The 25,961-nt window shown below is 68.3% G+C and carries 18 protein-coding genes and 3 pseudogenes; 8 read left to right on the top strand and 13 right to left on the bottom strand.

The window, feature by feature from the left end; genetic code table 11:
- Nucleotides 1-29 precede the first annotated feature (29 nt).
- The 5 genes from OHS82_RS01680 to OHS82_RS01660 are packed head-to-tail and all read right to left on the bottom strand — an operon-like array spanning nt 30 to nt 5,649.
- Nucleotides 30-377 (bottom strand): L-rhamnose mutarotase, encoded by a 348-nt coding sequence (locus OHS82_RS01680; RefSeq protein ID WP_328433077.1) that lies wholly within the window; start codon nt 375-377, stop codon nt 30-32.
- Nucleotides 374-2,401, bottom strand: a complete 2,028-nt coding sequence (locus OHS82_RS01675) for a hypothetical protein (protein ID WP_057575084.1) — start codon at nt 2,399-2,401, stop codon at nt 374-376. Before OHS82_RS01675 ends, OHS82_RS01680 begins: the two co-directional genes overlap by 4 nt.
- An 8-nt stretch (nt 2,402-2,409) precedes the next feature.
- Nucleotides 2,410-3,318: a carbohydrate ABC transporter permease gene (locus OHS82_RS01670; RefSeq protein WP_242432974.1), complete on the bottom strand. Its 909-nt coding sequence runs from the start codon at nt 3,316-3,318 to the stop codon at nt 2,410-2,412.
- 55 nt (nt 3,319-3,373) lie between these two features.
- A complete protein-coding gene (locus OHS82_RS01665) occupies nt 3,374-4,288 on the bottom strand; it encodes a carbohydrate ABC transporter permease (RefSeq protein WP_328433076.1) in 915 nt (304 codons plus the stop codon).
- Entirely contained in the window at nt 4,285-5,649 is a 1,365-nt protein-coding gene (locus OHS82_RS01660; protein ID WP_328433075.1) for an ABC transporter substrate-binding protein, read from the bottom strand. Before OHS82_RS01660 ends, OHS82_RS01665 begins: the two co-directional genes overlap by 4 nt.
- A gap of 301 nt (nt 5,650-5,950) precedes the next feature.
- Between OHS82_RS01660 and OHS82_RS01655 the strand changes: the two genes are divergently transcribed.
- Nucleotides 5,951-6,709 carry a FadR/GntR family transcriptional regulator gene (locus OHS82_RS01655; RefSeq protein ID WP_057575086.1) on the top strand — a complete coding sequence of 253 codons (759 nt, stop codon included), beginning with the start codon at nt 5,951-5,953 and terminating at the stop codon, nt 6,707-6,709.
- Between the two features lie 445 nt (nt 6,710-7,154).
- On the opposite strand, the gene OHS82_RS01650 is transcribed toward OHS82_RS01655, so the two are convergent.
- Nucleotides 7,155-7,826, bottom strand: coding sequence for a FadR/GntR family transcriptional regulator (locus tag OHS82_RS01650; RefSeq protein ID WP_328433074.1), 672 nt, complete (start codon nt 7,824-7,826; stop codon nt 7,155-7,157).
- Between the two features lie 271 nt (nt 7,827-8,097).
- Here OHS82_RS01650 and OHS82_RS01645 point away from each other — a divergent pair, with 271 nt between their 5' ends.
- Together OHS82_RS01645 and OHS82_RS01640 are read left to right on the top strand one after the other, a co-directional pair.
- Nucleotides 8,098-11,262 (top strand): right-handed parallel beta-helix repeat-containing protein, encoded by a 3,165-nt coding sequence (locus OHS82_RS01645; protein ID WP_328433073.1) that lies wholly within the window; start codon nt 8,098-8,100, stop codon nt 11,260-11,262.
- A gap of 173 nt (nt 11,263-11,435) precedes the next feature.
- Nucleotides 11,436-11,534, top strand: a pseudogene (locus OHS82_RS01640) (IS5-like element IS4811 family transposase); the annotation flags it as partial.
- Between the two features lie 32 nt (nt 11,535-11,566).
- On the opposite strand, the gene OHS82_RS01635 reads toward OHS82_RS01640, so the two are convergent.
- Nucleotides 11,567-15,118, bottom strand: coding sequence for a SpoIIE family protein phosphatase (locus OHS82_RS01635; protein WP_328433072.1), 3,552 nt, complete (start codon nt 15,116-15,118; stop codon nt 11,567-11,569).
- A gap of 870 nt (nt 15,119-15,988) precedes the next feature.
- On the opposite strand from OHS82_RS01635, the gene OHS82_RS01630 reads away from it, so the two are divergent.
- Nucleotides 15,989-16,888, top strand: coding sequence for a GNAT family N-acetyltransferase (locus OHS82_RS01630; protein ID WP_057575089.1), 900 nt, complete (start codon nt 15,989-15,991; stop codon nt 16,886-16,888).
- Between the two features lie 194 nt (nt 16,889-17,082).
- Here the strand turns inward: OHS82_RS01630 and OHS82_RS01625 are convergent, their stop codons facing one another.
- Nucleotides 17,083-17,298, bottom strand: coding sequence for a hypothetical protein (locus tag OHS82_RS01625; protein ID WP_057575090.1), 216 nt, complete (start codon nt 17,296-17,298; stop codon nt 17,083-17,085).
- A gap of 29 nt (nt 17,299-17,327) precedes the next feature.
- Here OHS82_RS01625 and OHS82_RS01620 point away from each other — a divergent pair, with 29 nt between their 5' ends.
- Both OHS82_RS01620 and OHS82_RS01615 read left to right on the top strand, forming a co-directional pair.
- A complete protein-coding gene (locus tag OHS82_RS01620) occupies nt 17,328-17,711 on the top strand; it encodes a hypothetical protein (RefSeq protein ID WP_328433071.1) in 384 nt (127 codons plus the stop codon).
- A gap of 633 nt (nt 17,712-18,344) precedes the next feature.
- Nucleotides 18,345-19,763 carry a non-reducing end alpha-L-arabinofuranosidase family hydrolase gene (locus OHS82_RS01615; RefSeq protein ID WP_328433070.1) on the top strand — a complete coding sequence of 473 codons (1,419 nt, stop codon included), beginning with the start codon at nt 18,345-18,347 and terminating at the stop codon, nt 19,761-19,763.
- 865 nt (nt 19,764-20,628) lie between these two features.
- On the opposite strand, the gene OHS82_RS01610 is transcribed toward OHS82_RS01615, so the two are convergent.
- On the bottom strand, nt 20,629-21,330 hold the full coding sequence (locus OHS82_RS01610; protein WP_328433069.1) for a hypothetical protein: 702 nt from the start codon (nt 21,328-21,330) through the stop codon (nt 20,629-20,631).
- A gap of 53 nt (nt 21,331-21,383) precedes the next feature.
- Between OHS82_RS01610 and OHS82_RS01605 the strand changes: the two are divergent.
- Nucleotides 21,384-21,482, top strand: a pseudogene (locus OHS82_RS01605) (Ku protein); the annotation flags it as partial.
- 45 nt (nt 21,483-21,527) lie between these two features.
- On the opposite strand, the gene OHS82_RS01600 reads toward OHS82_RS01605, so the two are convergent.
- Both OHS82_RS01600 and OHS82_RS01595 read right to left on the bottom strand, forming a co-directional pair.
- On the bottom strand, nt 21,528-21,839 hold the full coding sequence (locus tag OHS82_RS01600) for a hypothetical protein (protein WP_057575093.1): 312 nt from the start codon (nt 21,837-21,839) through the stop codon (nt 21,528-21,530).
- 29 nt (nt 21,840-21,868) lie between these two features.
- A pseudogene (locus tag OHS82_RS01595) lies at nt 21,869-22,520 on the bottom strand (transposase); the annotation flags it as partial.
- 322 nt (nt 22,521-22,842) lie between these two features.
- Here OHS82_RS01595 and OHS82_RS01590 point away from each other — a divergent pair.
- Entirely contained in the window at nt 22,843-23,313 is a 471-nt protein-coding gene (locus OHS82_RS01590) for a VOC family protein (RefSeq protein WP_328433068.1), read from the top strand.
- A gap of 384 nt (nt 23,314-23,697) precedes the next feature.
- On the opposite strand, the gene eutC is transcribed toward OHS82_RS01590, so the two are convergent.
- Nucleotides 23,698-24,525: an ethanolamine ammonia-lyase subunit EutC gene (gene eutC, locus OHS82_RS01585; protein WP_242432979.1), complete on the bottom strand. Its 828-nt coding sequence runs from the start codon at nt 24,523-24,525 to the stop codon at nt 23,698-23,700.
- The gene (locus OHS82_RS01580) at nt 24,522-25,955 is read right to left on the bottom strand and encodes an ethanolamine ammonia-lyase subunit EutB (protein WP_057575095.1); all 1,434 of its coding nucleotides are present in this window, start codon (nt 25,953-25,955) and stop codon (nt 24,522-24,524) included. The genes eutC and OHS82_RS01580 overlap by 4 nt, the downstream gene beginning before the upstream one ends.
- Nucleotides 25,956-25,961 lie beyond the last annotated feature (6 nt).

Below are 25,961 nucleotides of genomic sequence, written 5' to 3'. Positions count from 1 at the left end.
CAAGTCGGGTCGGGCTGGTGCGGGCCGGGTCAGGCGGTGGCGTCGTCGTGGGGCGGGCTCAGGTGCCAGACCTCGGGGAGCTCGGTCCACTGGCGTCCCTCGCCCCGGTCCGGGAAGGGCTCCTGGCACGGGTCGGTGAGCTTCCACCAGCGCTGGGTCTCGGGGTCGGCCTTGATGGACGCCATGTCCGCCTCGAAGTCGTCGCCGATGTACTCCATGTAGGCGAAGAGCACGTCACCGTGGAGGTAGATGCTGTAGTTGCGGATGTTCGCCCGGACCAGGGCGGCTTCTACGCCGGGCCACACGGCGGAGTGGAGCCGCAGGTACTCCTCGCGGTGCTCGGGACGGAGCCTGATGGTCTGGGCGATGCGCTTCACGCCGATTCCCCTGTCGTCTCGAGGGAGTCGGCCTGCTCAGCCGCGGTGTCGAACGGGGTCCGGTAACTGGGAGGACGGGTGCGCAGCCCGAGCCGCAGGGTGAACCGGATGCGGGTGGACGCGGGCAGACGGACCGTCAGGTACGGGCCGTCGCACGGGACCTCCGCCTCGGACACCACCGGCTCGCTGTGCCCGTAGTCGTACATGTCGCCGATCCAGCCGTCGTCCTGGCAGGTGGTGTACCGGACGCCGGTGATGGTGTGCTCGGCGAAGGCGCCCGCCTGGACGATCACCGTGCGGTCCGTCTCGGGGGCCAGGTTGACCAGCTCGACGGTGGTCGCCTCGGGGTCGATGGAGGTGACCAGGGCGGCGACGTCGGCGGGCAGGCCGGCGCGGCGGGCGTCGGCGTCGTGGTAGCGCAGCCTCGCCTGCTGCAGACCGCCCTGATACAACACCTGCGGGCCGCCCCAGGTCAGCTGTACCAGGGCCTCGGTGACCACAGGGTTGCACAGCTGCCACACGTGGATGTCGGGCTCGGGCACGTCCAGGTCGCGGTAGCGGTCGATGCGCCGCAGCCGGTGGCGGACCTGGGCCTGTGCCATGGCGAGGATGCGCTCGGGGTAGTCGGGGTCGTCGCCGGCGAGGAAGGCGAACCACGCCTTCTCGTGTCCGGAGTCCTCCTTGGACCGGAACGGCCGCACGGTGCGCCAGTCGATTCCGTCGGTCTCGCGCAGCCCCTCCAGCCGGGCCCGGTCGGCCTCGGAGGACGTGTGGTGCCACAGGGCCACCGGCACGGGGGGCGTGGCCGGGTTGTAGTCGAACCAGCCGGAGTCGTTGTGGCGGAACGGCAGGTGCGGTGTGGGCGTGTGACGGTCCGGACCGAGTTCGACCGCCCACTTGGAGGGCAGGCTGGAGTCCGCCTCGGTGTGCGGCATCACCTTGCTGTGGCCTATGAGGGTGTCGAGTGAGGTCGCGACCATGGAGAGGTAGTCGTCGTCTCCGGTGACCGTGGCCGCCGCGAGCGCCGCGACGCAGGCCGCGTGGCCGAGGCTGTGCCAGCCGTGCGGCCAGGACCAGCCGTAGTGGCCGCCGTACCAGCGCCCTTCCAGCAGGCTGCCGACCTCGCCGTCCGGGCCCACGTTGTCCGGGATGAGGCCGCCCTGTTCGAGGGTGCGCTCGCGCCAGGCGCCGACGTACTCGACGATCCAGTCGCGGTAGCGCTCCTCGCCGGACAGGATCCAGGCGTTGAGGACCAGCCCGGCGGTCGCGAGGTTGACCGCGGTGTCGCCGACGCCCATCCGGTCCCGCATCTGGTCGCCCAGCCGCGGGTCCGCCGACAGGGGGAAGGGGCCGTTCGCAGCCTCGGGGATCCACTCGAGGGGGAAGCCGTAGGTCTCCGCTTCCTTGAGCAGCCAGGGGTAGACGTCGCCGTCGAACAGGCCGGTGCGGTCGGGGTCGCTGCCGTTGTGGGGGCCGGTGATGATGCGGTGTTCGGGATCGTAGTTGCCCTTGGCGGGGTCGACGTACAGCTCGGCGAAGCGCAGGGCGCGTTCACGCCAGCGGTCGGGTGCGGCCATGCAGAGGAAGTAGAGCAGGAGCAGGCTTTCGCCCTGGTGGAACCAGTCGTAACCGCGCTCGTACTCGTCGCGCAGCATGTTCAGTTCGGTGAGCTGCCTGGTGACGCCCTCCCAGTGCTTCTCGCTGGCGGGCAGGATGTCGTCGGCGCCGCCGAGGAGGTAGAGCTGGGGCCAGTTGAAGAACACTTCGTAGAAGTCGTCCACGCCGTCGCGGGTGGTCAGCGGCCCGGTGTAGTTCAGGCGCCCGTCGGGCCCGGTGAAGTCGCGGGCGAAGCGGCGCCAGGCGTGGTCGAGCAGGTCGAACAGGGCGCGCTGGGCCACGGCCCAGCCGGGGGGTTCGAGCAGCGGCACCGCGGCCTGGACGTCGGGAGCGAGAGCGGGGCGGTCGACGGCCGGGCTGTCATCGCCGGGGTCGCCGGAGATGTGGGAGTCAGGGCTGTAGGGCATGAGAGCTGTCACTCCTTGGTGGCGCCGGCGAGCATTCCGCTGACCAGGAAGCGCTGGGCGAACAGGAACACGACGAGGACCGGTGTGATGGCGACCAGCGTGGCCAGTGCCAGTTGCGGGCGTTGGATTGCGAGGCTGCCGACGGTCGGGTTGAACGACGGCACGTTGCTGAGGAGACTTCCGACGCCCACCTGGACGGGCATCTGGTCGCTGTCGGGGAGCATGACGTAGGGCAGGAAGTAGTTCGTCCAGTTGGCGACGAAGCTGAAGAACCCGACCAGCGCGATGACGGGGGTCGCCAGCGGCAGGGCCACATGACGGAAGACCCCGAACTCGGAGCAGCCGTCCATGCGTGCCGCGGCCAGGAGGTCCTTGGGGACGGCGGTGGTGAAGTAGATGTAGGTGAGGTACACGCCGAACGGGTAGAACGAGTAGGGCAGGATGATCGACCACATCGTGCCGATCAGGTGCACCGCGTTGAGCTCCAGGAACAGCGGCACCACCAGGGTGGCGTTCGGCATGAGCATCACGATCAGGGTCGCGATCAGCAGCATGCGCCGGCCGCGGAACTCGGTCATCGCCAGCGCGTACCCGGCAGGAATGGCCAGACAGAGCGTGATGACCAGTGAGATCACGGCGTAGACGGCGGAGTTGCCCAGCCACACCAGGATGGCGTCGTCCTGGAAGGCGGTGAGCGCGTGCCAGTTGGCCTTGAAGGCGTGCCAGGAGCCAAAGGTCAGGGGGTTGTCGTGGACGAGTTGCTGGTCGGTCTTGGTCGCCGCGAGCAGCAGCCACAGCACCGGCAGGACGAAGAACACCACGAAGACGGTGAGCACCGAGCCCGTCAGCAGCCGGGAGGCCACGTGCTGCGGGGACCGGCGGCGTCGCCGCGGTTCCCCGTGCCGGGTTCGGCTCATGGCGTTCGTGTCCGGTTCCGTGCGTGGGGCGGTGGCAAGGGGAGTGGGTCGGGTCTCAGTCGGCATCGAAGAACCCCGATCGTGCGACGAAGACACCGGCGACCGACACGCTGACGACCAGGAGTTCCACCGAGACCGCGGCGGCGCCGTTGATGTTGTTCATCTGGAAGGCGAAGTCGTAGGTGAGCTGGTTGAGCGAGTAGTCGCGGCCGGCCACGCCCGTGCTGGCGAGGGAGAGCAGCTGCGGCTCGACGAAGAGCTGCGCGCCGCCCGCGAAGGCCAGGATCACCATGTAGACGATCCACTTGCGGAGCATGGGGATCTGGATGTGCCAGGCGGTCTGCCAGCTGCTCGCGCCGTCGATGCGCGCGGCCTCCATGACGTCCTTGGGGATGTTGTTGAGCGCGCCGTACATGACGACGATCCAGCCGCCCGCGCCGGTCCAGAACGCGATGATCGTGAACAGCAGCGCCAGGTTTCCCGGGGCGATGACCTCACCGAAGGTGTGGAAGCCCAGCGTCTCCAGCAGGGAGCTGACCGGGCTGACCGTCGGGTCGAGCATGAACAGCCACACCAGGACGCTCGCGGCGCCGGCGAGTGCTCCGGGGATGTAGTAGAGCAAGCGCAGTGCCTGGCTGACCGGTCCCGAGGACAGCTTGTGCAGGAGCAGCGCCAGGACCACCACGAACACCACGAGTGAGACCAGCCAGAAGACCAGGTACAGGGCCACGTGGCTCAGGGAGTCGACGAAGCGGAAGTCCTGTGCCGTGGTGACGAAGTTGGAGATGCCGGTGAAGGCGCCGCCGGCGTTCGTGAACGCGAAGTAGATCGCGTAACAGGTCGGAAGGACGCCGAAGGCGATCAGCAGCAGTACGTAGCCGGCGACGAAGGCCACGCCGGCCCGGCTCTGCCGGGAGGTGCCGCGAGGGCGCCCCCGGACAGAGCCGGCCGAGGAGGGGGCGACGGTCACTGGGAGACCTTGTATCCGTCGGCCTTGGCGTACTTGACGATCGAGTCCTGCCAGGCGGGCAGCAGCGATTCGATGGTCTTGCCCTGCGTGATGCCGGGCTTGACGGTGGCGGCCCAGATCGCCTCCTGGCTGAACTGGCCCGAGCCCCAGTCCGACCACACCTGCGAGGAGGCGGCCTTGAGGGCGCTCAGGTCGCTGGCGTAGTAGCCGGAGGCGGCCTGCGCCTTCAGCCAGTTCTCGGCGGCGGGCGCGTACGCCGGGAAGCCCGGGGCCTTCTCGCCCTGGTAGGCGTTGTCGGTGGTGACCCACTTCAGGAAGTCGGTGGCCGCCTTGATGTGGCTGGAGTGCTTGGACAGCAGCCAGGTGCCGCCGCCGACGTTGCCCGTGGACGGCGAGCTGTCCCCCTGCCACTGCGGCATGGGCGCCACCGCGATCTGCTTGGCCGGGGTCTTGAGACCGTCCTTGAACACCGCGCCGCCGTACCACGCCGGGCCGGGCATCAGCAGGACCTTGTCGGCCTCGTTCTTGCCGAAGTCGGTGCTGAAGACGCCGCTGATCGACATCGACTTGTTCTTGATCAGCGTGTCCAGCAGCTTGGCCATCTTGGTGCAGGCCTCGCTGGTGGTGTTCACCGACACGGTCTTGGGGCCGGTGATGTGGTTGGCGCCGCACTTGCTCGCCCACAGATAGATCTCGGGCGTGAAGGAGTCACCCGCGTCGCCGACGAGGTAGCCGGGGTGCTCCTTGGCGACCTTCTCCCCGAGCGCCTGGTACTCCTCCCACGTCGCCGGGACCGCGTAGCCGAACTTCTTCAGCAGCGGGGCGTTGTACCAGAGCACCGCCTGGGAGAGGTCGTTGCGCAGGCAGTACAGGGTGCCGTCGACCGTGCAGACGTCGTTGGCCCCCTTGGCGAACCCGCCGAGGGTCGCGTCCGGGATCAGGCCCTTGTTCAGCGGCGCCGCGAAGCCCGCGTCCACCGCCCAGCTCGCCTCGTTGTTCTGGGAGCTGAAGACGACGTCCGGCCAGCCCTTGCCCGTGCGGTTGAACAACTGGACCTTCGTCTGAAGGTAGTTGGACCCGTTGGCGTCACCGTCGTAGCTGACGATGTCCATCTTCACGCTCGGGTGCGTCGCCTGGTACAGCTTCGCGGCGTCCATGCGCGTCGCGTCCACCCAAACGGTCAACGCCCCGTCCTTCTGCGCGGCCTGCGCGAATCCGTCCTTGGTCGTGCCGGCCGAACCGCCACCCCCGCCACAGGCGGTCACCGTGAGCAGCACGGTGGCCGCACAGCCGGCCAGCAACGCGGCACGTCTCCTGCTGGTCCCTGTCTCCCGGGCGACCGAAGGCTTGTAGACGGACATGAGCGACTCCACTCGATTTGCGTGAGGCTGACGGCTCTGCCACCGCCGCGGTAGAAATTAGCTGCCATATCGAAGGCCGAGTCAAGGGATGTATGAGTCTTTTCTTGAGATTCAGCAGGCACACCAAGGCGACTACTGTGAGTCATATATGCAGCTAAAGCAGCGCAAAAGACCCCGATCTACGCATGGATCCATCATCAAGAGTGGCAAATGAGTACGACTCATTGGAGTGTCTGCGGTGCGATGAACGCGGTTAAGGTTGATCAGTCACCGTCGTCGCAATCAACCGGAGGCAGGACACATGAACGACACGCCCGCCGTCCCAGCAGTGGTGAACGGCGCGGACGAGCGGCGCGACTACCGGCCCGGATACGAGGTCGTGGCGGAGCGGATCCTCGAGTTCATCGCCCAGTCGCGTCTGGTCCCCGGCGACCGGATGCCAACGGAGCACGACCTCGCCCAGCAGCTGGACACCAGCCGGGGTATTGTCCGGGATGCCGTGAAGATCCTCTCGGCGCTCGGCAGGGTCCGGGCGCACAAGGGGCGCGGACTGTTCGTCGCGGACGACGAAGGCATGCTGATCACCAGCCGCTGGGGCGGCTTCTTCCGGCCCGTCGACCTCGATCACGTGCTCATGCTGTTCGAGTTCCGAAGGGTCCAGGAGATGGCCGCCGCCAGGCTCGCGGCGACCCGTGCCACGCCTGCCGAACTGCGCACCATCGAGGTCGCCATGCAGCAGTGCCGGCACGGGTACGCCCAGGGTGAGGTCGGCGTCTTCAATCAGGCCGACGACGACTTCCACGCCGCGGTGGCCGCGGCTTCGCACAACACCTTCCTCGGCAGCGCGGTGCGTGAAGCTCGTCGGCTGCAGCGCCAGTCCAGCGCGATCGTCCACGACACCTTCGGCGAGGGCACCGCGGCCGCGGTCGAGGAACACGAGGCGATCTACCGCGCCATTCGCGACGGCCGACCCGACGAGGCCGCCGAGGCCACGGCCGTACACCTCGACCGGACGCTGGAAGACTACCGACGGGAGATCCAGCGGCGCCTGTTCGGCTGACCGTTGTGCCGGCACATGCCGGAGGGGCTGTCACAGGGTGACGAGTCGCCTGTCCTGATCGGCGCCGCCGGCGACCGGCCACTGGATGAGCATGGCGAGCGGGTCGAGCCGAGGCCGACCTGGAGTCAGTGTCCGCTGCTGCCGTCGTTCAAGATGAGAGTGGGGAGCGGTACGGCGCACTCCCGGCTCAGGACAGGGAGAACCTGCGGGCCGCGACGCACCCCTCTCGAAGAGGGGGCTTCGGTGGCCCACCTGCAACGATTCGGGCCCTGCGGGGACGAACCTTGAGGACGACGGGAAATTGGCACGCCGTCTTCCCCTCTGCACTAGCCACTGTGAGGTCTATGAGTGCACTAGCCACTGTGAGGTCTATGAGGCGGGCCCCTGTGGAGGAGCGCAGTGGCCCAACTGGTCGGTGCCGGCGGACGTGGGGCCGTCGGTAACGTCACGTCTGCGGGGTCGGCCGGCGGCTCGCCCACGCCCGGGCGATGTGCTCGCGCATCGCCCGGGCGGCTCCGTCGGCGTCACGATGCCGGAGCAGTTCGAGTATTGCCACGTGTTCGCCCAGGGACACGGTCAAGCCGTCCCGGGTTGCGTGACCGTGGTAGAGGCGGGACAGGCGGGCCTTGCCGTGAATGCTGCGGATGATCGCTTGTCCCAGGAGGTTCCCGGAAGCCCTCATGATGATCTCGTGGAAGGCGGCGTCTTCCTCGCCGTAGCGCGCCGGGTCGTCCAGTGCCGCCCGCAGCGCGGTGGCCCGCTCCTCGAGTTGGGCGAGTTCGAGGTCGGTGATGCGGCCGGCCGCTTCGGCGGCCATCTCGGCCTCCAGGGCGATCCGTACGGTGACGAGCTGGTCGAGGATCGTCAGCGTCTGGTCGTGACGGACCCGGGCCTCCAGGACGACAGGGTCCAGAAGATTCCACTCTTGCGGCTCGCGTACCCGTGTACCGCGTCCGGGCGCCGCCGTGACCAGCCCCTTTTCTTCGAGTACCTTCACCGACTCGCGCACGACGGTCCGGCTGACGCCGAACTCCTCGCACAGCATCGCCTCGATGGGCAGCGCGGAGTCCGGCGGATAGGTCCCGCCCACAATCCGGTCGACGAGATAGGTCACCACAGTGTCACTGAGCCTGCCAGTCTGCCGTCGGGGCACGGCTCCCAGCGACCCCTCCGAGGGCGCAGGCGCCAGTCGTTGACGACCGGCCGGGGTACTGGCCACGTGCGGCTCCTCGTGATCAGGAAATAGCACAGCATACACCTTGCAGATTATGTCATTCATATGATGAAGTTCCGTCCGCCCGGCGAAACGCCGGTGAAACATGGCCGAAGTCCGCCGGGTCGCGACCGGGATGGGACCAGGCACGGTGCGCATCACCGAAGGAGCCCTCGTGCTTTCACTCCGAAGAACCATCCCATCGCGCCGCCCCAAGCTGCGGATACGTGCCGCGACCGCGGCGACGGCGCTCGTCGGCGCCCTGCTCTCCGCAGTCGCGTCCGCCGGAACGGCGCAGGCCGCGACCATGACGACGCTCTACGCGTCGCCCTCAGGCACCGGCACCGCCTGCTCCGTGACACAGCCGTGTTCGATCACCCAGGCGCAGACCTCGGTGCGTGCGGTCAACGCCGGCATGACCGGCGACATCGTCGTGCAGTTGGCGGACGGTACCTACCGCCTCTCCGCCCCGCTCTCCTTCACCGCCGCCGACTCGGGCAACAACGGCCACACGGTGGTGTGGAAGGCCGCCCCCGGAGCGAACCCGATCATCTCGGGGGCGCAGAAGATAACCGGCTGGTCGCAGTTCGACGCGACCAAGGACATCTGGCGCGCCAACGTCGGTACCGGCTTCGACACCCGCCAGCTCTACGTCGACGGCCTGCTCGCCACCCGGGCGCGCACCCAGGTCACCCGCTCCGACCTGACTTTCACCTCGACCGGGTTCACCTTCACCAATTCCGCACTGAGCTACCTGAACTCGCTGGCCAACCAGAGCCGGGTGGAGCTCGAGACGCTCGACAGCTGGACCGACCGCTACATGCCGGTCCAGAGCATCAGCAACAACACGGCCACCATGCAGCAGCCCGCCTGGGACAACAACACCTGGGGCTGGGACACCGTCCAGTCCCCGTTCCGCAAGGGACCGGCGTACCTGGAGAACGCCTACGAATTCCTCGATGCCGCAGGGGAGTGGTATCTGAACACCGCCACCGGCTACCTCTACTACAAGCCGCTGACGGGGCAGGACCTCAGTACCGCTGACGTGGAGCTGCCGCGGCTGGAGTCGCTCATCAGCGTCGGCGGCACCTACGACGCGCCGGCCCACGATCTGTCCTTCGTCGGTGTGCAGTTCTCCCACACGAGCTGGCTGCACCCGAGCACCAACGAGGGCTGGGCCGACCAGCAGACCGGCGGGTACATCAAGGGCAACTGGAACAGGCCGGCGGATGCCTTCAACTCCTGCAAAGCGGGATGCAGCCTGTTCGAGGCGACCCGCCCCGTCTGGCTGCAGATGCCCGCGGCGGTACAGGTGTCCGCAGCGAACCACGTGACGTTCAGCGCCGACAAGTTCGTCGGCATCGGCCAGTACGGCCTCGGTATCGGCGAGGACGCCAACGCGAACACCTCGGGCGTCGGCCTGGGAGCCGGCGACATCACCGTCGTCGGCTCGCTCTTCAACCAGATCGCAGCGGGCGGCATCATCGTCGGCGGATCCCAGGAAGACGCGCATCACCCCAGTGACGCCCGGATGACGAACAAGAACATCACCATCAAGAACAACCTCATCCACGACGTCGCCATCGACTACCGTGACAACGCCGCGATTCTCGCCACGTACACCACCAACGCAGAGATCAGCCACAACGAGGCGTACAACCTCCCCTACTCCGGCATCGCCCTCGGCTTCGGGTGGGGAGTCAACGACGTGGGCGGCAGCACGGACTACGCCAACCGGGGTCTGTACAACTATCAGCCGGTGTACAACACCCCGACGACGGCCTCGGGGAACTCGGTGGTCGCCAACTACGTGCACAACTTCCTGCAGTCGATGAACGACGCCGGCTGCGTCTACACCCTGTCGGCGAGCCCCTCCAGTGTGATCGACCGGAACTACTGCACCGCCGGCGGCAACCACGGCATGTATTTCGACGAGGGATCGCGATACCTGTCCGCCACCAACAACGTCTTCAACGGGAGCGGAGACTACGTCCACGCGAACGCCCCCACTAACTCCAACACCGGTAATTTCACCCTGACCGACAACTGGACCACGAGGGACGGTGACGTCGTCAACGGGGTTCGTGGCAACGTGGTCAGCGGCACGCAGATCGTCACGGGCGGTGCCTGGCCGGCGGGCGCCCAAGCGGTCATGAACGCGGCCGGTCTGGAACCCGCGTACCAGTACCTCAAGTACCCGGTGACCGCTCCCTACTCCACCTTCGCGGTGAACTCGCCGGCCACCTTCAGTCAGGCGGGCGGCCAGTTCGCGATCACCGAAGCCGGGGCCGACGTCTGGGGTGCCGGCGGACAGCACGACGACCAGTACGGGGCCGTCTACCAGAGCCAAGCGTTCACCAACGGCACCACCGTGACCGTCAAGGTGAACCAGCTGGACAACACCAACCCCTGGGCCAAAGCGGGCATCATGGTGCGTAACAGCATCGCTGGTGCCGGCAGTTCGGCGGGGTACGCGGTCATGGCGGTGACGCCGGGCAACGGAGTCGTTCTCGGGTCCGACTCCAACGGCGACGGATACCTCGACACCAACGCGAAGACCACGGGCATCACGGCACCGGTCTGGTTGCGGCTCACGCGCACGGGCAACCAGGTCAGCGGGTACTACTCCACCAACGGGACCACCTTCACCCAGGTCGGCTCGGCGGTGAACCTGTCCGGGGCCAACGCGACCGAGGACGTGGGCGTCTTCCACTCCTCCCACGACGTCAACGTCCCGGGCACGGCCACCTTCGACAACCTGAGCATCACCACGCTCCCGCTCGCCGGATACGCGAACATCCCGGCCATCCTCGACCAGCACCAGAGCCAGATCGCGATCACCGGTACCGGGGCCGACGTCTGGGGTGGTGGGGGGCAGCACGACGACCAGTACGGGGCCGTCTACCAGAGCCAGTCGTTCAGCAGCGGCACCACCGTGACCGTCAAGGTGGACCAGTTGGACGACGCCAACTCCTGGGCGAAAGCGGGCATCATGGTGCGTAACAGCATCGCCGGTGCCGGCAGTTCGGCGGGGTACGCGGTCATGGCCGTGACGCCGGGCAACGGAGTCGTTCGCGAATACGACTCCAACGGCGACGGATACCTCGACACCGAGGCGAAGATCACGGGCATCAAGGCACCGCTCTGGCTGCGGCTCACCCGCACGGGCAACCAGGTCAGCGGGTACTACTCCACCAACGGGACCACCTTCACCCAGGTCGGCTCGGCGGTGAACCTGTCCGGGGCCAACGCGACCGAGGACGCGGGCGTCTTCCACAGCGCCCACGACACCAAGATCTCGGGTACGGCCAACTTCAGCGGCCTGAGCATCACTCCGTAGCCAGTACTCCATCAGATGAGCAGAGGGTGTTCAGATCTTGCGTCACCGCATGATCTGAACACCCTCTTGACCGTGCTGTACGTGAAATCGACGACGAACTGGGAGGGTCGCGATGGGCAGACCACCCGTGCTGACCGACTCCGAACTGGTCTATGCCGCGGCGCCCCAACGCGGCCAAGGAAGTGCTGGTCCGGCTGCGGCTGATGCACCCCGAGATCACCATCGTCTGGGCCGACTCCGCCTATGCCGGACAGCTCGTGACCTGGGCAAAGACCTTCAGTGGATCAGTAAATCCGCAGCGTCCTCAGCAATGACTACGAGCGGTAGCGGTCGCTTGTTCGGCACTTCCGTCAGCCTGCGGGTCGCCGGTTCGACACGCTGGTTCGGCGGTGGCGGCGAGGAGCGCGGTGTCGTCGTCGACCTGGTCGGGGGTGTTCAGCAGCTCCAGGGCCCCTTCGGTGATCTGCTGGGGGTCGGTGCGGGCGGCGGCGGGCAGTGCGCCGCAGGTTTGGCGCAGGGCCGCCAGGCAATCGTCCAGGGACAGCACCCGGTTCTCCACCAGGCCATCGGTGTATAGCAGCAAGCTGGTGCCGGGCGGGAACGCCACCTCGCGGTCGACTGGGGTGCTGCCCAGTCCCAGCGGCAGCGCCGGGGACAGCTCCAGGTAGGCGGTGTCGGCGGCTACCAGCAGGGGCGGCAGGTGCCCGCTGGCGGCGTAGCGCAGGTCGTGGCGGTGTGGGTTGTAGACCGCGTACAGGCAGGTGGCGAAGCGGTCGGTGGCGAGCGACTGCAGGTAGGCGTCCAGCCTGGCCAGCACCTGGGCCGGGCTGGCGCCCTCCATGGCGAGGCTGTGCAGGGCGGAGCGGAGTTGGCCCATCACGGTGGCGGCTTCCACGTCGTGGCCCATGACGTCGCCGATGGCCAGCCCCACGGCACCATCGGGCAGCGCGAGCACGTCGTACCAATCGCCGCCGACCTCGGCGCCGCGGTTGCTGGCCCGGTAGTGGGTGGCCAGGCGCACCCCGGGCACCTGGGGCAGGCGGTGGGGCAGCAGGGCGCGCTGCAGGGTCAGGGCGAGGCGGCGCTCGTTGTGGTACCGGGCGGCGTTGTCGTAGGCGAGGGCCAGGCGGTGGGCGAGGTTCTCCAGATACTTGTGCTCGACCGCGGAGTAGTCGGTGTGCCGGACCAGTACCAGGGCCCCCAGTGTCCGGTCGTGGGCTTGCAGCGGCAGGGCCAGCACGGCGGCGGGCGCCGGGTGTGGGACGGCTGGGGCTGGAGCAGTGCCGTTGATCGCGTGGGTGGCCGCGGTGGCCAGGGCCTCGCGGGCAAGAAGAGGGGTGCCTGCGATGTACGCCGGGGGCGACTGCGCCGGGGCGGGTGCCGCGGCGGTGAGGTGGATGCTGATCTGGTCGGCGAAGTCGGGCAGCAGGATCTGTCCGGCAGTCTGCAGTATCTGGTCCGGGTCGAGGGTGGCGGACAGCCGCAGACCCGCGTCGGCCAGAGTGGCCAGCACGGCCAGCTGGTTGCGGGTCTCGGTCAGGACCTGTTCACGCAGCTGGGACAGTTCCAACCCAGTGCGGACGCGCGCCAGCAGCTGGCGCGCGGAGAAGGGTTTGGCCAGATAGTCGTCGGCGCCGGCCTGTCGGCCCTGCACGGCTTCCTCCTCGCCGGCGCGGGCGGTGAGCAGGACGATGGGCAGACGGGCAGTGCGCGGGTCGGCGCGCAGCGCCCGGACCAACTCGAAGCCGTCCATGCCGGGCATCATCACGTCGCTGAGCACCAGCTCCACCGGCTGCGCCAGGGCCAAGTCCAGGGCGGCTTGGCCGTCGGCGGCGAGCAGCACGTCGTAGTCGGGCTGCAGGAGCTGGGTGAGGTAGGCGCGCATGTCGGCGTTGTCGTCGACGACCAGCAGGCGGGCCGGGTGGAGGCGGTCGGTTTCGTGCGGGCCGGGGCCGTCGGGGGCATCGTGGGTCGCGGGGGCGTGCGGGGTGCTTGCCGCGGGGGTGGCGGGGACGGGGTCGGCCGCCAGCCAGCCCAGCGCCTCGTCCACATAGGCCGCGGCGCGACCGGGCCGGCCGCCTCCGCCTTCCCTGGGGGATCCTGCGCCGGCCGCGGGCGGGGCCGGGCCGGGCCGGTGGGCGGCGGCGAAGGGGAGGTCCACGGTGACGGTGGTGCCCTGACCGGGCCGGCTGTCCACGCTGACGGTGCCGCCGTGCGCTTCCACCAAGTCCCTCACCAGCACCAGGCCGAGGCCGCTGCCCTCGTGGGAGCGGGAGCGGGCGCCGCGGACCCGGTGGAAGCGCTCGAACAGGCGCGGCAACTCGTCAGCGGGAATGCCGGTGCCGGTGTCGGTCAAGGTCAGCCGGGCCTGGTCGCCAACCGCGGCCGCCTGCACCCGGGCGCCACCGGTGAAGGTGAACTTCAGGGCGTTACTGAGCAGGTTGAGGATGATCTTCTCCCACATCTCCCGGTCCAGGGAGACCGGCTTGGGCAGCGGCGGGCAGTCCACCTCCAGCGTCAGCCCGGCCGCTTCGAAGGCGGAGCGGAACACCCCGGCCAGCTCGGCCGTGGCACCGGCGAGGTCGACCGGCTCGAAGGCCGGGTGCATCTGCCCGGCCTCGGCCCTGGCGACGTCCAGGAGGGTGTTGACCTGCTTCAGTAGGCGCAGGGCGCCGCGTTCGGCCAGCTCCAGCTGCTCGCGCCGCTCGGGCCGGTCCTCGTCGGCCAGGGCCTGCTGGAGCGGGCCCAGGAGCAGGGTGAGCGGGGTGCGCAACTCGTGGCTGACGTTGGCGAAGAAGGTGGTCTTGGCCCGGTCCAGCTCGGTCAGCGCCTCCGCTCGCCGCCGCTGCTCGTCGTGGGCGAGCGCGGCCGTCAGCGCCCCGGCCACGGCGGCGGCGAGCACCTCCAAGAAGTCCCGGTAGGCCCCGGCCGGTGGGTAGCAGGGGTTGACGCCCACCACCAGGACGCCTCCCACCCGCCCCGCACACTCCAGGGGCAGAGCCAGCGCGTGCTCGACCGGGAGCCGGGAGGCCGCGGCGTGCTGCCCGGCGGTGTTGCCGCCGGTGAGCGCGGCAGCCGGCAGCGTGGCAGGGGCGCCGTCGGCGACGACCTGCGCCAGCCGGGTCGCGATCTTTGACCCGTCGACCGCACTCAGCGAGACGGCCTCGGGCGCCGGCCGGAGCCCGGCGGAGGCCGCCGACCGCAGCATCCCCGGCCCGGAGGCTAGGTACAGGCCCAGAAACGGGATCTCCTCGGGATAGGAGCCCAGCACCTCCGCGACTACGCGGGCGACCTCGTCCGGGGTGGGCAGCCCGGCGGTGCGGGCGCCAGTCTCGCTCAACAGGCGCAGCCGGCGCTCGCCCAGCACCCGGCCGGTGGTCTCGGTGAGGATCTGCAGCACGCCACCGGCGGTGCCGTCGTTCAGCAGCACGGGCTGGAAGGAGGAGTCGAAGTAGCACTGCTCCAAAAAGCCGTGGCGCTCCATGATGAGTGGCTCATCCGGGATCAGCAAGGGCTTGCGGGTGTCGGTCACATAGTGGAAGTGGGAACTCACGGGGGCCCAGACCTCGGGGAACACCTCCTTGTAGGGTTTGCCGAGCGCCCAGGGGTGTTTGGCGCCGGGAATGGGTGCGGCGCCCAGGTTGTACAGCGTGACGAATTCGGCGCCCCAGTACAGAGCCATCCCGTGCTCAGAGGTGAGCATGAGGCGCAGGGTGTCGACCAGGGGCCCCGGCCAGGACTCGGAGGGCCCGAGCGGTGTCGCCGCCCAGTCGATCCCGGCCAGGAGTTCGCCGAACGCGCCGGCCTCGGCGAACATCCGGGCCGCCGCGGTGCGCGTGTCATCAGGCCGGGTCATCGAGAAATCTTCCTCCTGGCGCCTATCTCATCCGCGCGCGCCCTCCTGAGGTTGCCGACGGCCGCTCACCGCGGACCTTGCGGGCAGATCGGACGCCGGATCCGACGGTTCTGGCTACGCCCCTGCCAGAATTGCAAGGTTAAAATAGTTCAAAAGGTGATTTGCCAGCAGTGTACGCCTGCAGCCGTGCGCGGACGGCGGCGATCGTCGACTCGCAGTCGCTGTGGGGCGGCCGACACCGTCGGCGCCTACGGTGTCGGCCGGGACCCCCTGGATTTTTTCCCGCCCGATCCACAGCGGCGGCCCTGGTCACTGGCTCAGGATATGGTCGGCCGGACAGGTCCTCCCACTTATTTCCGGTTCGGATCATGCGCCGGAGGCTTGCCCTGGCGGCGACGAGATCGTCGTTGGTTTCGGCGAGTCTCCGTTCGAGTTCTTGCTTTTCGTGTGAGAGCTGGGTGAGCTGGCTGTTCATTTCCTGGTTTTGGGTGGTCAGTTCACCGATTCTTTTTGTGAGGTCGGTGGCTTGCAGTTGGTCCACTTGTCGGCCGAGTCGACGTTGCAGGCATCCTTGAGATCGCCGACTTGACCGCGGAGTCGTTGATTGTCGGCGCGGAGAACTTCCAGGTCGGTGCGCGTACTCTGACACCGCCCGATGACCGGGCTTCGCCGCCTCCTCCTGCGGTAAGGAAATCTGTGGACGGGCCCGCGGTAGATCACTTAGTGTGTGGCTTCACGCCCTGAGACGGCTGGAAGGAGGCGAGTGCCGTGCGGTTCACACCTTTCCAGCGCTCCCTCTTCCGCTGTCCCGGCGTGGTTCGTGAGTTCTGACCGGGAGCGCTCCAAGCAGCCTGTATCCCGGAGGAATCCATGACCGATCTGGTCATCCGCGCGCTCTCCGCGAGCGACGCTCATCTCTTCGAAGCACTCCCCGACCCCCTGGGCGCCCGTGAAGGCCATCGGCGTACCCAGTTCCGCCCCGACTGGAAGCGCGTCGCCCTGCGCGACGGCGAGGTCGTCGCACGCGGCGCCTGGTGGGGCGGCCCCGACGACTCGGAGCCCGTCAACATCAACTGGTTCGACGTGGCCGAGGGCGAGGAGGAGGCCGGGGCCGAACTCCTGCGCTCCGCTCCCGGGCAGGTCGAACTGGAGATCAACCTGCCTGGCGGCTGGCGGGAAAAGACCGACCTGCGCGCCGCCGCCGGGGCACGCTTCGCCGCCGCACGAGCCGCAGGGTACGAACTCCTGGTGGAACGCTTCCTGTACCGCTGGACTCCGGAGCGAGGTCTGCCCGAGCGGCCCGGACGCCTGCGCTTCAGCGCCGAACCCGACGACACCGTGTTCTTCGACGCGTTGCGCCGCATCCACTCCGTCACCCTGGACGCCCACGCGCTCAGGGCCATCGAGGAGGGCGGCCTCGACCAGGCCGCCCAGGAGGAACTCGACTTCTTCCACTGGTGCCCCTCCCCGCGGGAGTGGTGGCAGATCGCGCACACGCCGGAGGGCGACCTGGCCGGCATCCACATCCCGGCCCACAACCCCTCCGGCCCGACCATCGGCTTCATCGGAGTCGTCCCGGAACAGCGAGGTCGCGGCTACGCCTACGACCTCCTCGCGGAGTGCACCCACCTCCTCGTCGAGCAGGGCGCGGAGTTCGTCAGCGGAGCGACGGACCAGGGCAACTTCCCCATGGCCGCGAACTTTGCCAAGGCTGGCTTCCCCGTCATCAGTGAACGCATCAACTTCCACCCGGCGGGCCAAGCGGGCTAGCGAGGAGTAGCACGCGCTGAGGGGTCCGGGCCGAGGGCAGGTCCGGACCCCTTGTCAGCGACCTGAGGGATCTGCGCTGTGGCCAGCGGCCACCATCTCGTCGTAAGTCCACGTACCTCACGGTGATCAACGGTGGACGTACCCGTCTTCTCGGACCAGCCCCACCAGCAAGATCACGATCTACAGCCGGATTACTAGACGGTGGAGTCGGTGCTGATGGCGTCGGGGAAGACGATGCCGATTCCAATGACGTGTTCTTCGGCGTTGAGGGGAGCGCGTGTGGGTCGTTGGAGGGGAGAGGCGCTGACTTTGTCGATGGGGTAGACCGTCAGGAGGCCGGTGTGAGGGAGCTGGGTACGGCGGGCGTCTCTGATCTCCATCTCGGTGAGGTGGTGGGTGTCGCCGGCCACACCAGCTCGGTGATGTCCTCGGCGCAGCGGTGAACTGCCACGAGACCTGGCGCGTCCGACTGCGCAAGCCGGGACTGCTGTCACGGCTCACCGGCCCGCCATACCCGGACACCGAGCACCGCACGGTCGTTGTCGCCACGCCCCGGTACGTCGTCGTGGCTGTGGAGGGGAAGAGACGAGGCGTCCCTGTCCGCTCTGCGCGGCTGGGCGGTGTCAGTCTCAGCAAGTCCGAGCTCCACCGGATGGCCCGCGAGGCTGCCGCCTCGGCCGGGCGGTTCGGCAGGCTGCCTCCCGACGACTTCGGGATGAGCGTCACAGCGGCGTCGTTCTACATCGGAGTCAGCGACGACCCGGACGGCCGTGCACGCCTCGACGAGCTCCACGCGGCAGTCACCAGGGCGAAAGGCACCTGAGTGCGGGGCATGAGGCCCTGTCGACAGCCTGGAACAACCTCCGGCCTGCGCAGGACCACCGTGCGGCCAAGTTGAACTCAACGAGCTTGGACGCGTACGACAACGACACCAGAGCCTCCCGGCATTGCTTGGTTAGATTCGCATCCCCGAACTGCCGAGGGGCCCTGTCTTCATGCGCGCACAACGGGAAGTTCACCCTGGGCGGGAAACCTGTTCGACCTGCACGTTCCATGATCGGTTGAAATACGGCTTCCTACACACGTCGGCCGGACCGGCGTCAGTGAGTGCCACCGGCCCCGCCGCGGGCGCGGTCGGGTACCGAGCCCGCTCAGGTGAGCGACCTGGTCGGGGCCCGTGATGACCACCAAGTCCGCGCCCGCACCGCTACCTGCCTCACACCAAAGGCTCTTACAACCATGGGACTTGAAGCCGCCTGGTTTCAGCCTGCGAACGTTTCTGCCCGCGGATCTTGCGAGAAGTATTGACGTTATTCATGGGATGTCTAGCATTTTCCCGATCGGAACTGCGACCGCTGTTCGATATATCGAAAAGTCGGGGTTCTGCCACACCGGCATCCGGGCAGCCCTTGACGGGTCAGACCGGAGTCGCTTGCTCAAGGATGACGAGGTCCTTATGCACAGACGTAGTTTCAGCCTCAGACGCCCGTCCGCCGTGCTCGCCGCCGCGGTCGCGGCCCTGGCCGCGCTGGCGGCGCTGCTCGTCGCCGGCCCGGCTCAGGCGGCCACCACCAGCGACGTGCGCGGTGTTGATTCCGGCCGCTGTCTCGATGTGGCGGGCGTCAGCCAGACCGACGGCGCGAACGTGCATATCTGGGACTGCCACGGCGGAACGAACCAGCAGTGGACGTTGACGGACAGCGCCCAGCTGACCGTGTACGGCAACAAGTGCCTGGATGTCAGGGGCGGCGCCACCACATCCGGGACCCCGGTGCAGATCTGGACGTGCAACGGCAGTGACAACCAGCAGTGGCGGGTGAACCCCGACGGCACGATCGTCGGCGTGCGGTCCGGGCTGTGCTTGGAGGTCTCGGGCTGGGGCAAGGCCAACGGCACGGAAGTGCGGCTCTGGTCGTGTCACGGCGGTGCCAACCAGAAGTGGTCCGGTCTGTCCGGGGCGAACAACGCGTGTGCTCTTCCGTCGACCTACCGCTGGACCTCGACGGGTCCGCTGGCGCAGCCGGCGAACGGGCAGCTCGCGCTGAAGGACTTCGCCACCGTGAAGTACAACGGCAAGAACCTGGTCTACGCGACCACCGCCAACGAAAGTGGGTGGGGCTCGACGGGGTTCAGTCCCTTCGCGAACTGGTCGGACATGGGGGCGGCCACCCAGACCAAGACGAACCGGGACGCGGTGGCGCCCGAACTGTTCTACCTCTCAACCAAGAACATCTGGGTGATGGTGTATCAGTGGCCGTCGTTCGTCTACAGCACGTCCAGCGACCCCACCAACCCCAACGGCTGGTCCGCCCCGCAGCCGCTGTTCACCGGCAGCTTCCCCGCCGGCGAAGACGGCGCCCCGCTCGACGCGACCATGATCGCCGACAACCAGAACATGTACCTGTTCTTCGCCGGTGACAATGGCAAGATCTACCGGACGAGCATGCCGCTCGGGAACTTCCCCAGCAGCTTCGGCTCCTCGTACACGACGGTCATGAGCGAGACAAACAGGGACCTTCTGTTCGAGGCGCCGGAGGTCTACAAGGTCCAGGGCCGGGACCAGTACCTCATGATCGTTGAGGCGCAGGGTTCGAACCGCTACTTCCGCTCGTTCACCGCCTCCAGCCTGGACGGTCCGTGGACCGTCCAGGCCGGCAGCGAGAGCAGCCCCTTCGCGGGACAGGCCAACAGCGGTTCCACCTGGGCCCAGGGCGTCAGCCACGGTGACCTGATCCGCAACAACCCCGACCAGACCATGACCATCGATCCCTGCAACCTGCAGTTCCTCTACCAGGGCCTCCTCAAGGACATCCCGCCGAACACCGGCTACATGAGCCTGCCGTACCGGCCTGGCCTGCTCACCCTGCAGCGCTGACCCGCCTGATCCACGGTGATCGCGATGGGGTGCGGTGCGCCGCCGCGTGGACGAGCCGTCTACGGCGTGGGTAACTCCACCTGCTGACCGATACTCACCGCCTTGAGGAACCCCAGCCGCGCGTCGGCTGGGGTTCCTCTCGCCACCAACAACGTGGCACGGGCCATCGCAGTGTGCCTGCCCTCGCTCGCGTCGGCCGGCCGGAGACCGTCCGGCGGATGCTCGCCAACACGAGCGACCAGCCGCCGACCCTGCGTCGGCGCGAGCGCATCGCATAGTCCCGATGGGTGGGCCCGCTCGCAGGGGCAGCGAGGCCGTGCCCTGAGCGCTTCGGTACCCGAATCGCCAGGGCGGGCCACACGTGCAGGCGGTCCCGTCGCCCGGGGGAGCAGATGGCGTGTGAAGACAGGGCCGTCACGGCCCTGGAAGCGGTGGTCGACCGGCAGCGGATGGCCGGCCACGGCTGGGCACTGGATGTAGATCTTCGTCCGGTCAAGCAGCGCGTTTCTTCAACCTCACCAGGCCGACCGCGACACGACCCAACTCGGCGAAGGCGTTGCGGGCGATGGCCATGGCCTGATTGACAACGCGGGCCCGGGTGTAGAACTCCAGCGACAGGGCAAACCGGTCGACGCTCGCCCTGGTCCATCTGGCGCAGACACCGCCAGGCAACAGCCCGACGCAACCACTACCGACGACGAACCCCCGACGAGCCCACCGGATAGATCGCGAAACCAGACTGGAGTACTAATTGACATGGGGCAGCGGGGTGACAGTCGGTGGCCACAAGGTTTGACAGGCTCGCCGTCTGTTCCGTGATGGTGATAAATCTGCACAATGGCCCTCAAATGATCAAGCGTGGCCTTCAGGACCCGTTCGGCCCGGGTTCGAGAGCACGCTCCCGGATCATCTGTCGCAGGCTCGTGCGGGTCGCTGCCAGGTCTCGCTCAAGCTCCTGGACGTGATCGATGAGTGGCCTGAGCTGGGCCAGCTCGTGTTCGAGCTTCCTGTTGGCCTCTGTGAGTTCGGTGATCCGTTCAGTCAGTTTCCTGCTGCTGATCTGGTCGAGCTGATGTCCGAGTTGCTGCCGCATAGCGCCCCGGAACTCATCGCGTTCCGCGCGCAGTTCTTTGATCTCCTCGCGGGCCATGGCCATGGCCAGGTCGGCGTGCAGGCTGGCGGGCCCTGCCCTGCGGCCTTGGACGGCTGTGGTGACGGCAGTCTGTTCCTGTCGCTGAATGGCTGTCTGGACGTGCTCGCGGACGCCCTCTGCGTAGACGAGCCAGTTCGACTCGTTCGCGGCGCGGGCAACGGCGGCGAAGGAGATCGGTTCACCGCCGTCCAGCATGAGGCGGATGGTGTCCAGCACTCGCTGGCGTTTGAGGAGGCTGGTGTTCCGCCGGGACTCGGCGAGGACTTCGGCAGGGGTTCGGGCAGCCATCTCATTTCCTGTCTTGGAGACCTCGATTCCCGAAGGGCTGCCCACCGTCGCTCGCTCAGCATGAAAGATCACGAAAGGCCTAACGAGCCAGTCCTGCCAGCGACCTATCAGATACCCGTCAGCCACACAGACGAATGAGCCCTGACCTCACATGCCTTACGTCGAGAAACCACCTATAGATAACGGTGCCTTGTCGCGTCCAGTCCGCTACCGAGAACCACAGCATCCACTTCCACCAGTGCCACCTGGAGGACATGGGCCGGATCCGTACCCGCAAGACATCTCACGTTGCTATGCCGTCAAGCTGACCGCTCTTGATGCGGTCAGCCGGCAGCAAAGGCAGACAACAGAGTGTCGGCCCGCAGCCTGAGTTCAGTGGTCTCCGCTCCCGCGACGCGGATGGCCATCTCTTCGCCGCCGACGGCTCGGGCAAGACTCACCTCCAGCGTGGCGTTGACGCCGACCAGGGGATACGCGTACCAGAGGTTGGAATTTTCGTCGTCGGTGTCCTGGACCGCGGCTTGGATAGTGCGCCAGTCGGTGTCATCGAACTCGTATCCGGCGAAGAGCGACAACACCTCCAAGAAGGCGCGCAGGTTGCGGCCCCAGATCCACCCGTCGATCGACTCGGTCATGTCTCCCCCTTTCGTGACGAAGTCAGGATGGCAGGCCGTGAGGAGAAGGCCCACAAGTAGGCGGCCGTGGTTGAACCGGTCGTTCTTCACCGACCACCGGCGATGGCGGATTTCTTGCCAGAGGCGCGGGTGATGGGTGAGGAGCCGGCGTAGGCCTTCAGACCGCGAGCGTCGGCGAAGCGACCGCGGTCGTCCCCGATCTCGGCCAGTACGCGGGCGGTGAGCTGGATGCCGAGGCCGGGGAAGCTCAGCAGGATCTCGGCGTCCGGGTGCTGAGGGAAGGCCTCTTCGGACCGCCTCGGCGAGCTGGTCAGCGGCCGTGCAGGCCGCATCCAGCTGGATGCGGAGGGCGAGCATGTGCTTGCCGAGCGCGTCCTCGACCAGCGGCGGCTGGTGGGCGCATTCGGCCCGGAAGACCTCGCGGAGGCGTGCGGCCTCGGCTTCGATGCCGTGCTGGCGACCGGCTTGTTTGAACGCGGCCTGGATCTGGGCGCGGGTCGACCGTGCGGCCCGCGCAGGGGTCGGGGCGCTGAGGAGCTCGCGGGCTTCGGGCCGGCACAGGCCGTTGGTCCAGGCGGCGAAGGCGGCCAGGGCGACGGGGTAGTACTCGCGCAGTAGGGACCGGAGCTGGTTGGCGAGCTGCTGCCGGTTCCACAGAGAGTCCCGCTGGGCGCGAGCCAGTGAGCGGGGTCTGTGACCTCTTGGTCCCGAAGCAACTTGGGCGGGGGACCTGCCTTGGGCTGGTGTGGTTCCCACCTGCGCTGACGGTCCGCAGACGTCTGTACTCGTTCGCCGATGTTCGTCGGCGTTGTCACGCAGTCGGACACTCAGTCGCGCCAGTGCCTGATCTCCTGTCTTGGAGGTCAACTCGACGCAGTGGGTGAGGATGCCCAAGCGATGGCGTCTGCTGTTCGGAAAGCCGGCGAAGATGCATCGATGAGTTCCGCCGGCCGGGCCGGTCTATCAGTACGTACGCCTTCGAGCCACCGACTGGAGACCCACCATGACGAATCCCACGCACCCCGGCCGCTCGCTGTTCGTGAACATCCCCGTAGCGGACCTCGAGCGCAGCAAGGCGTTCTTCGCCAAGCTCGGTTTCAGCTTCAACCCGAAGTTCACCGACGAGACCGCCGCCTGCATGCTGGTCGGCGAGCACGCCTTCGTCATGCTGCTCAGCCGCGAGAAGTTCGCGGAGTTCGCGAAACTGCCGATGGCCGATCCCACCACGCACACGCTGGCGCTGTACTGCTTCAGCGTGTCGTCCCGCGATGAGGTCGACACGGTCAGCGCAGCCGCGCTCGCGGCGGGCGGCTCCGAGGCGGATGGCGCCGAGGACTACGGCTTCATGTACTCACGCAGCTTCTACGACCTCGACGGCCACGGCTGGCAGGTCATGTGGATGGACCCGGTGGCGGCGGAGCAGGGCCCCGGGGCGTTCGCGGCCTCCATGCAGGACGCCGACGCCCCGGCCTGACCCACCACCGCGTTCCGTGCGTGCGCTGTCGTCGAGTGGTACGGGCAGCAGCGAAGCCATCGGCAAGATCATCGGGTAGGTGATCGTGGTCGTAGAACTTCTCGATGACCCACGACCAACCACTCGTCGACCAGCTGAGACGAACAACGTCGAAGGGCCCCACCCCGAATGGTGGGGCCCTTCGACATCGTGCCAGGTGAGGCACCGGCGTGACCTGGGAATCCCTGCCTTGGGCAGCCTCCTCCTCGTCGGCGCCCGCGCCACGATCACCGCGCCGAGGACGTACGGCGGTTCTCGAAGCCGTGGGGGCCGGTGCCGTTCATCGTCGGTCGCCCCGCCCTCGACGGCGTGATGAGCCGTCCCCTCCCACAGAACAGCCGCCGCTCACGGCAGTCGCTCGACCACGGCCTCGTCGTCGGATTCGTCCTTCAGGGCCACCCCCGTCCGCCCCAGCTCCCGCGCCCGCGCCAGCAGCGCCGCCAGCTTCCCCGCCGCCGTCTCGTAGTCCAGACCCAGTGGCGGCCGGATGTTGGACAGGCAGTTGCGGTCGGCGTCCGTGGTGACGCCCGGCACGGGCCGGTGGGTCAGGTAAGCGCCCAGGGAGTCCGCCGCCGACATGCCGGGGCGTTCACCGACGAGGAGCACCACGGCCGTGACGCCCATGGCGTGAGCGATGTCGTCCCCGAGGGCCACCCGGGCCTGTTCGGCGAGGACGACGGGCGCCACCCGGGTGCCGGACGGCAACCGCTCGGTCGTCGCCCGGACCATCGCCGCGGCGTGTTCATGCACCGCCCGGCTGGAGAGCCCGTCGGCGACCACGAAGACGACGTCCCACTCGCCTGCGGGCAGATGAGCCCGGTCGACGGGGTTCAGCCGGCGGCCCAGGTCGGGGCGCTGGAGGTAGGTGAGACGGTCCGGGGCGGCACTGCGGACCCGGACCACCGAGGTACCGGCCAGCTGCGCCGCCACCGCGTCCGGGTCGAACGGCGAGTGCACCGCGTCCCGGGCGGCGGCGTGCGCGGCCTGGAGCTCCAGGCGGTGCCGGGTGGGCAGCGCCGAACCGGCCCGGCCCAGGCCGATGCGCGCCTGGGTGCGCAGACGCAGGGCCGCCCACAACTCGCCCTGATGGTCGGTGCACTGACTTTCGACCACCTGGTTGCCGGCGACCCGGTTGTCGGTGGCCTGGTTGTCGGTGACCTGGCTGATGGTCATGCGGCGAGCTCCCGTCCGTCGGCGCGTGCGGTGCGCCCTGCGCGCCCGGTGGTGGCGATCTCCGTCAGCGGATGGGCCGTGCCGGACAGCTCGCGGATGCCGCCGCGCGGGTCCAGCAGCCCGATCGAGTCCAGCCAGGTCTCGAACTCCGGCGCCGGGCGCAGCCCCAGCACCTCCCGCAGGTAGAGCGCGTCGTGGTAGGAGGCCGATTGGTAGTTGAGCATGATGTCGTCGCCGCCCGGCGTGCAGATCACGAACGAGGCCCCGGCCACGCCGAGCATCGTGAGCATGGTGGCGATGTCGTCGTCATCGGCGTCGGCGTGGTTGGTGTAGCAGATGTCCAGGCCCATGGGCAGGCCGAGGAGCTTGCCGCAGAAGTGGTCCTCCAGGGCGGCGCGGAGGATCTGCCGGCCGTCGTAGAGGTACTCCGGGCCGATGAAGCCGACGACCGTGTTCACCAGCAACGGGTCGTACCGTCGGGCAACCGCGTACGCCCGCGCCTCGACCGTCTGCTGGTCGACCCCGTGGTGCGCGCCGGCCGAGAGGGCGCTGCCCTGCCCGGTCTCGAAGTACATGACGTTCCGGCCGACCGTCCCCCGCTCCAGCGCCACCGCCGCCTCGTACGCCTCGTCGAGCAGGCCGAGGGTGACCCCGAAGGAGGCGTTCGCGGCCTGGGTGCCGGCGATGGACTGGAACACCAGGTCGACGGGGGCGCCCCGCTCCATCAGGTCCACGCTGGTGGTGACGTGGCACAGCACGCAGGACTGGGTGGGGATCGCGTACCGCCCGATCACCCCGTCGAGCAGTTCCAGCAGGTCCCGTACGGCCTTCGGGCTGTCGGTGGCCGGGTTGACGCCGATCACCGCGTCGCCCGAGCCCAGCAGGAGGCCGTCGAGGAGGGCGGCGGCGACGCCGGCCGGGTCATCGGTCGGGTGGTTGGGCTGGAGCCGGGTGGCCAGCCGTCCCGGCAGCCCGATGGTCGAGCGGAACGCGGTCACCACCCGCACCTTCCGCGCCACCGCCACCAGATCCGCGTTCCCCATGAGCTTGCAGACCGCGGCCGCCATCTCCGGGGTGAGACCCGGGGCGAGCGCGGCCAGTGTCACCGCGTCCGCCGCCTCCGACAGGAGCCACTCCCGCAGCTCCCCGACCGTCATCGACGCCACCGGCGCGAAGGCGCCCGGGTCGTGGGTGTCGAGGATGAGCCGGGTGACGTCGTCGTCCTCGTAGGGGACCAGAGGCCGGGTCAGGAAGTCGGTCAGCGGCGTCTCCGCCAGCGCCCAGCGCGCCGCGACCCGCTGCCGGGCGTCCCGTGCCGCGAGACCGGCCAGGCGGTCGCCGGAGCGTTCGGGGCTCGCAGTGGCGAGCAGCCGGGCGAGCGAATCGAAGCGGTACCGCTCGCCGCCGAGGGTGGAGGTGTAGGCGCTCATGGCGGC

It is taken from the genome of Streptomyces sp. NBC_00425 (assembly GCF_036030735.1).
Lineage (GTDB): Bacteria > Actinomycetota > Actinomycetes > Streptomycetales > Streptomycetaceae > Streptomyces.
Note: the sequence above shows the minus strand (reverse complement) of the source record. Positions and strands in the feature narration are given on the sequence as shown.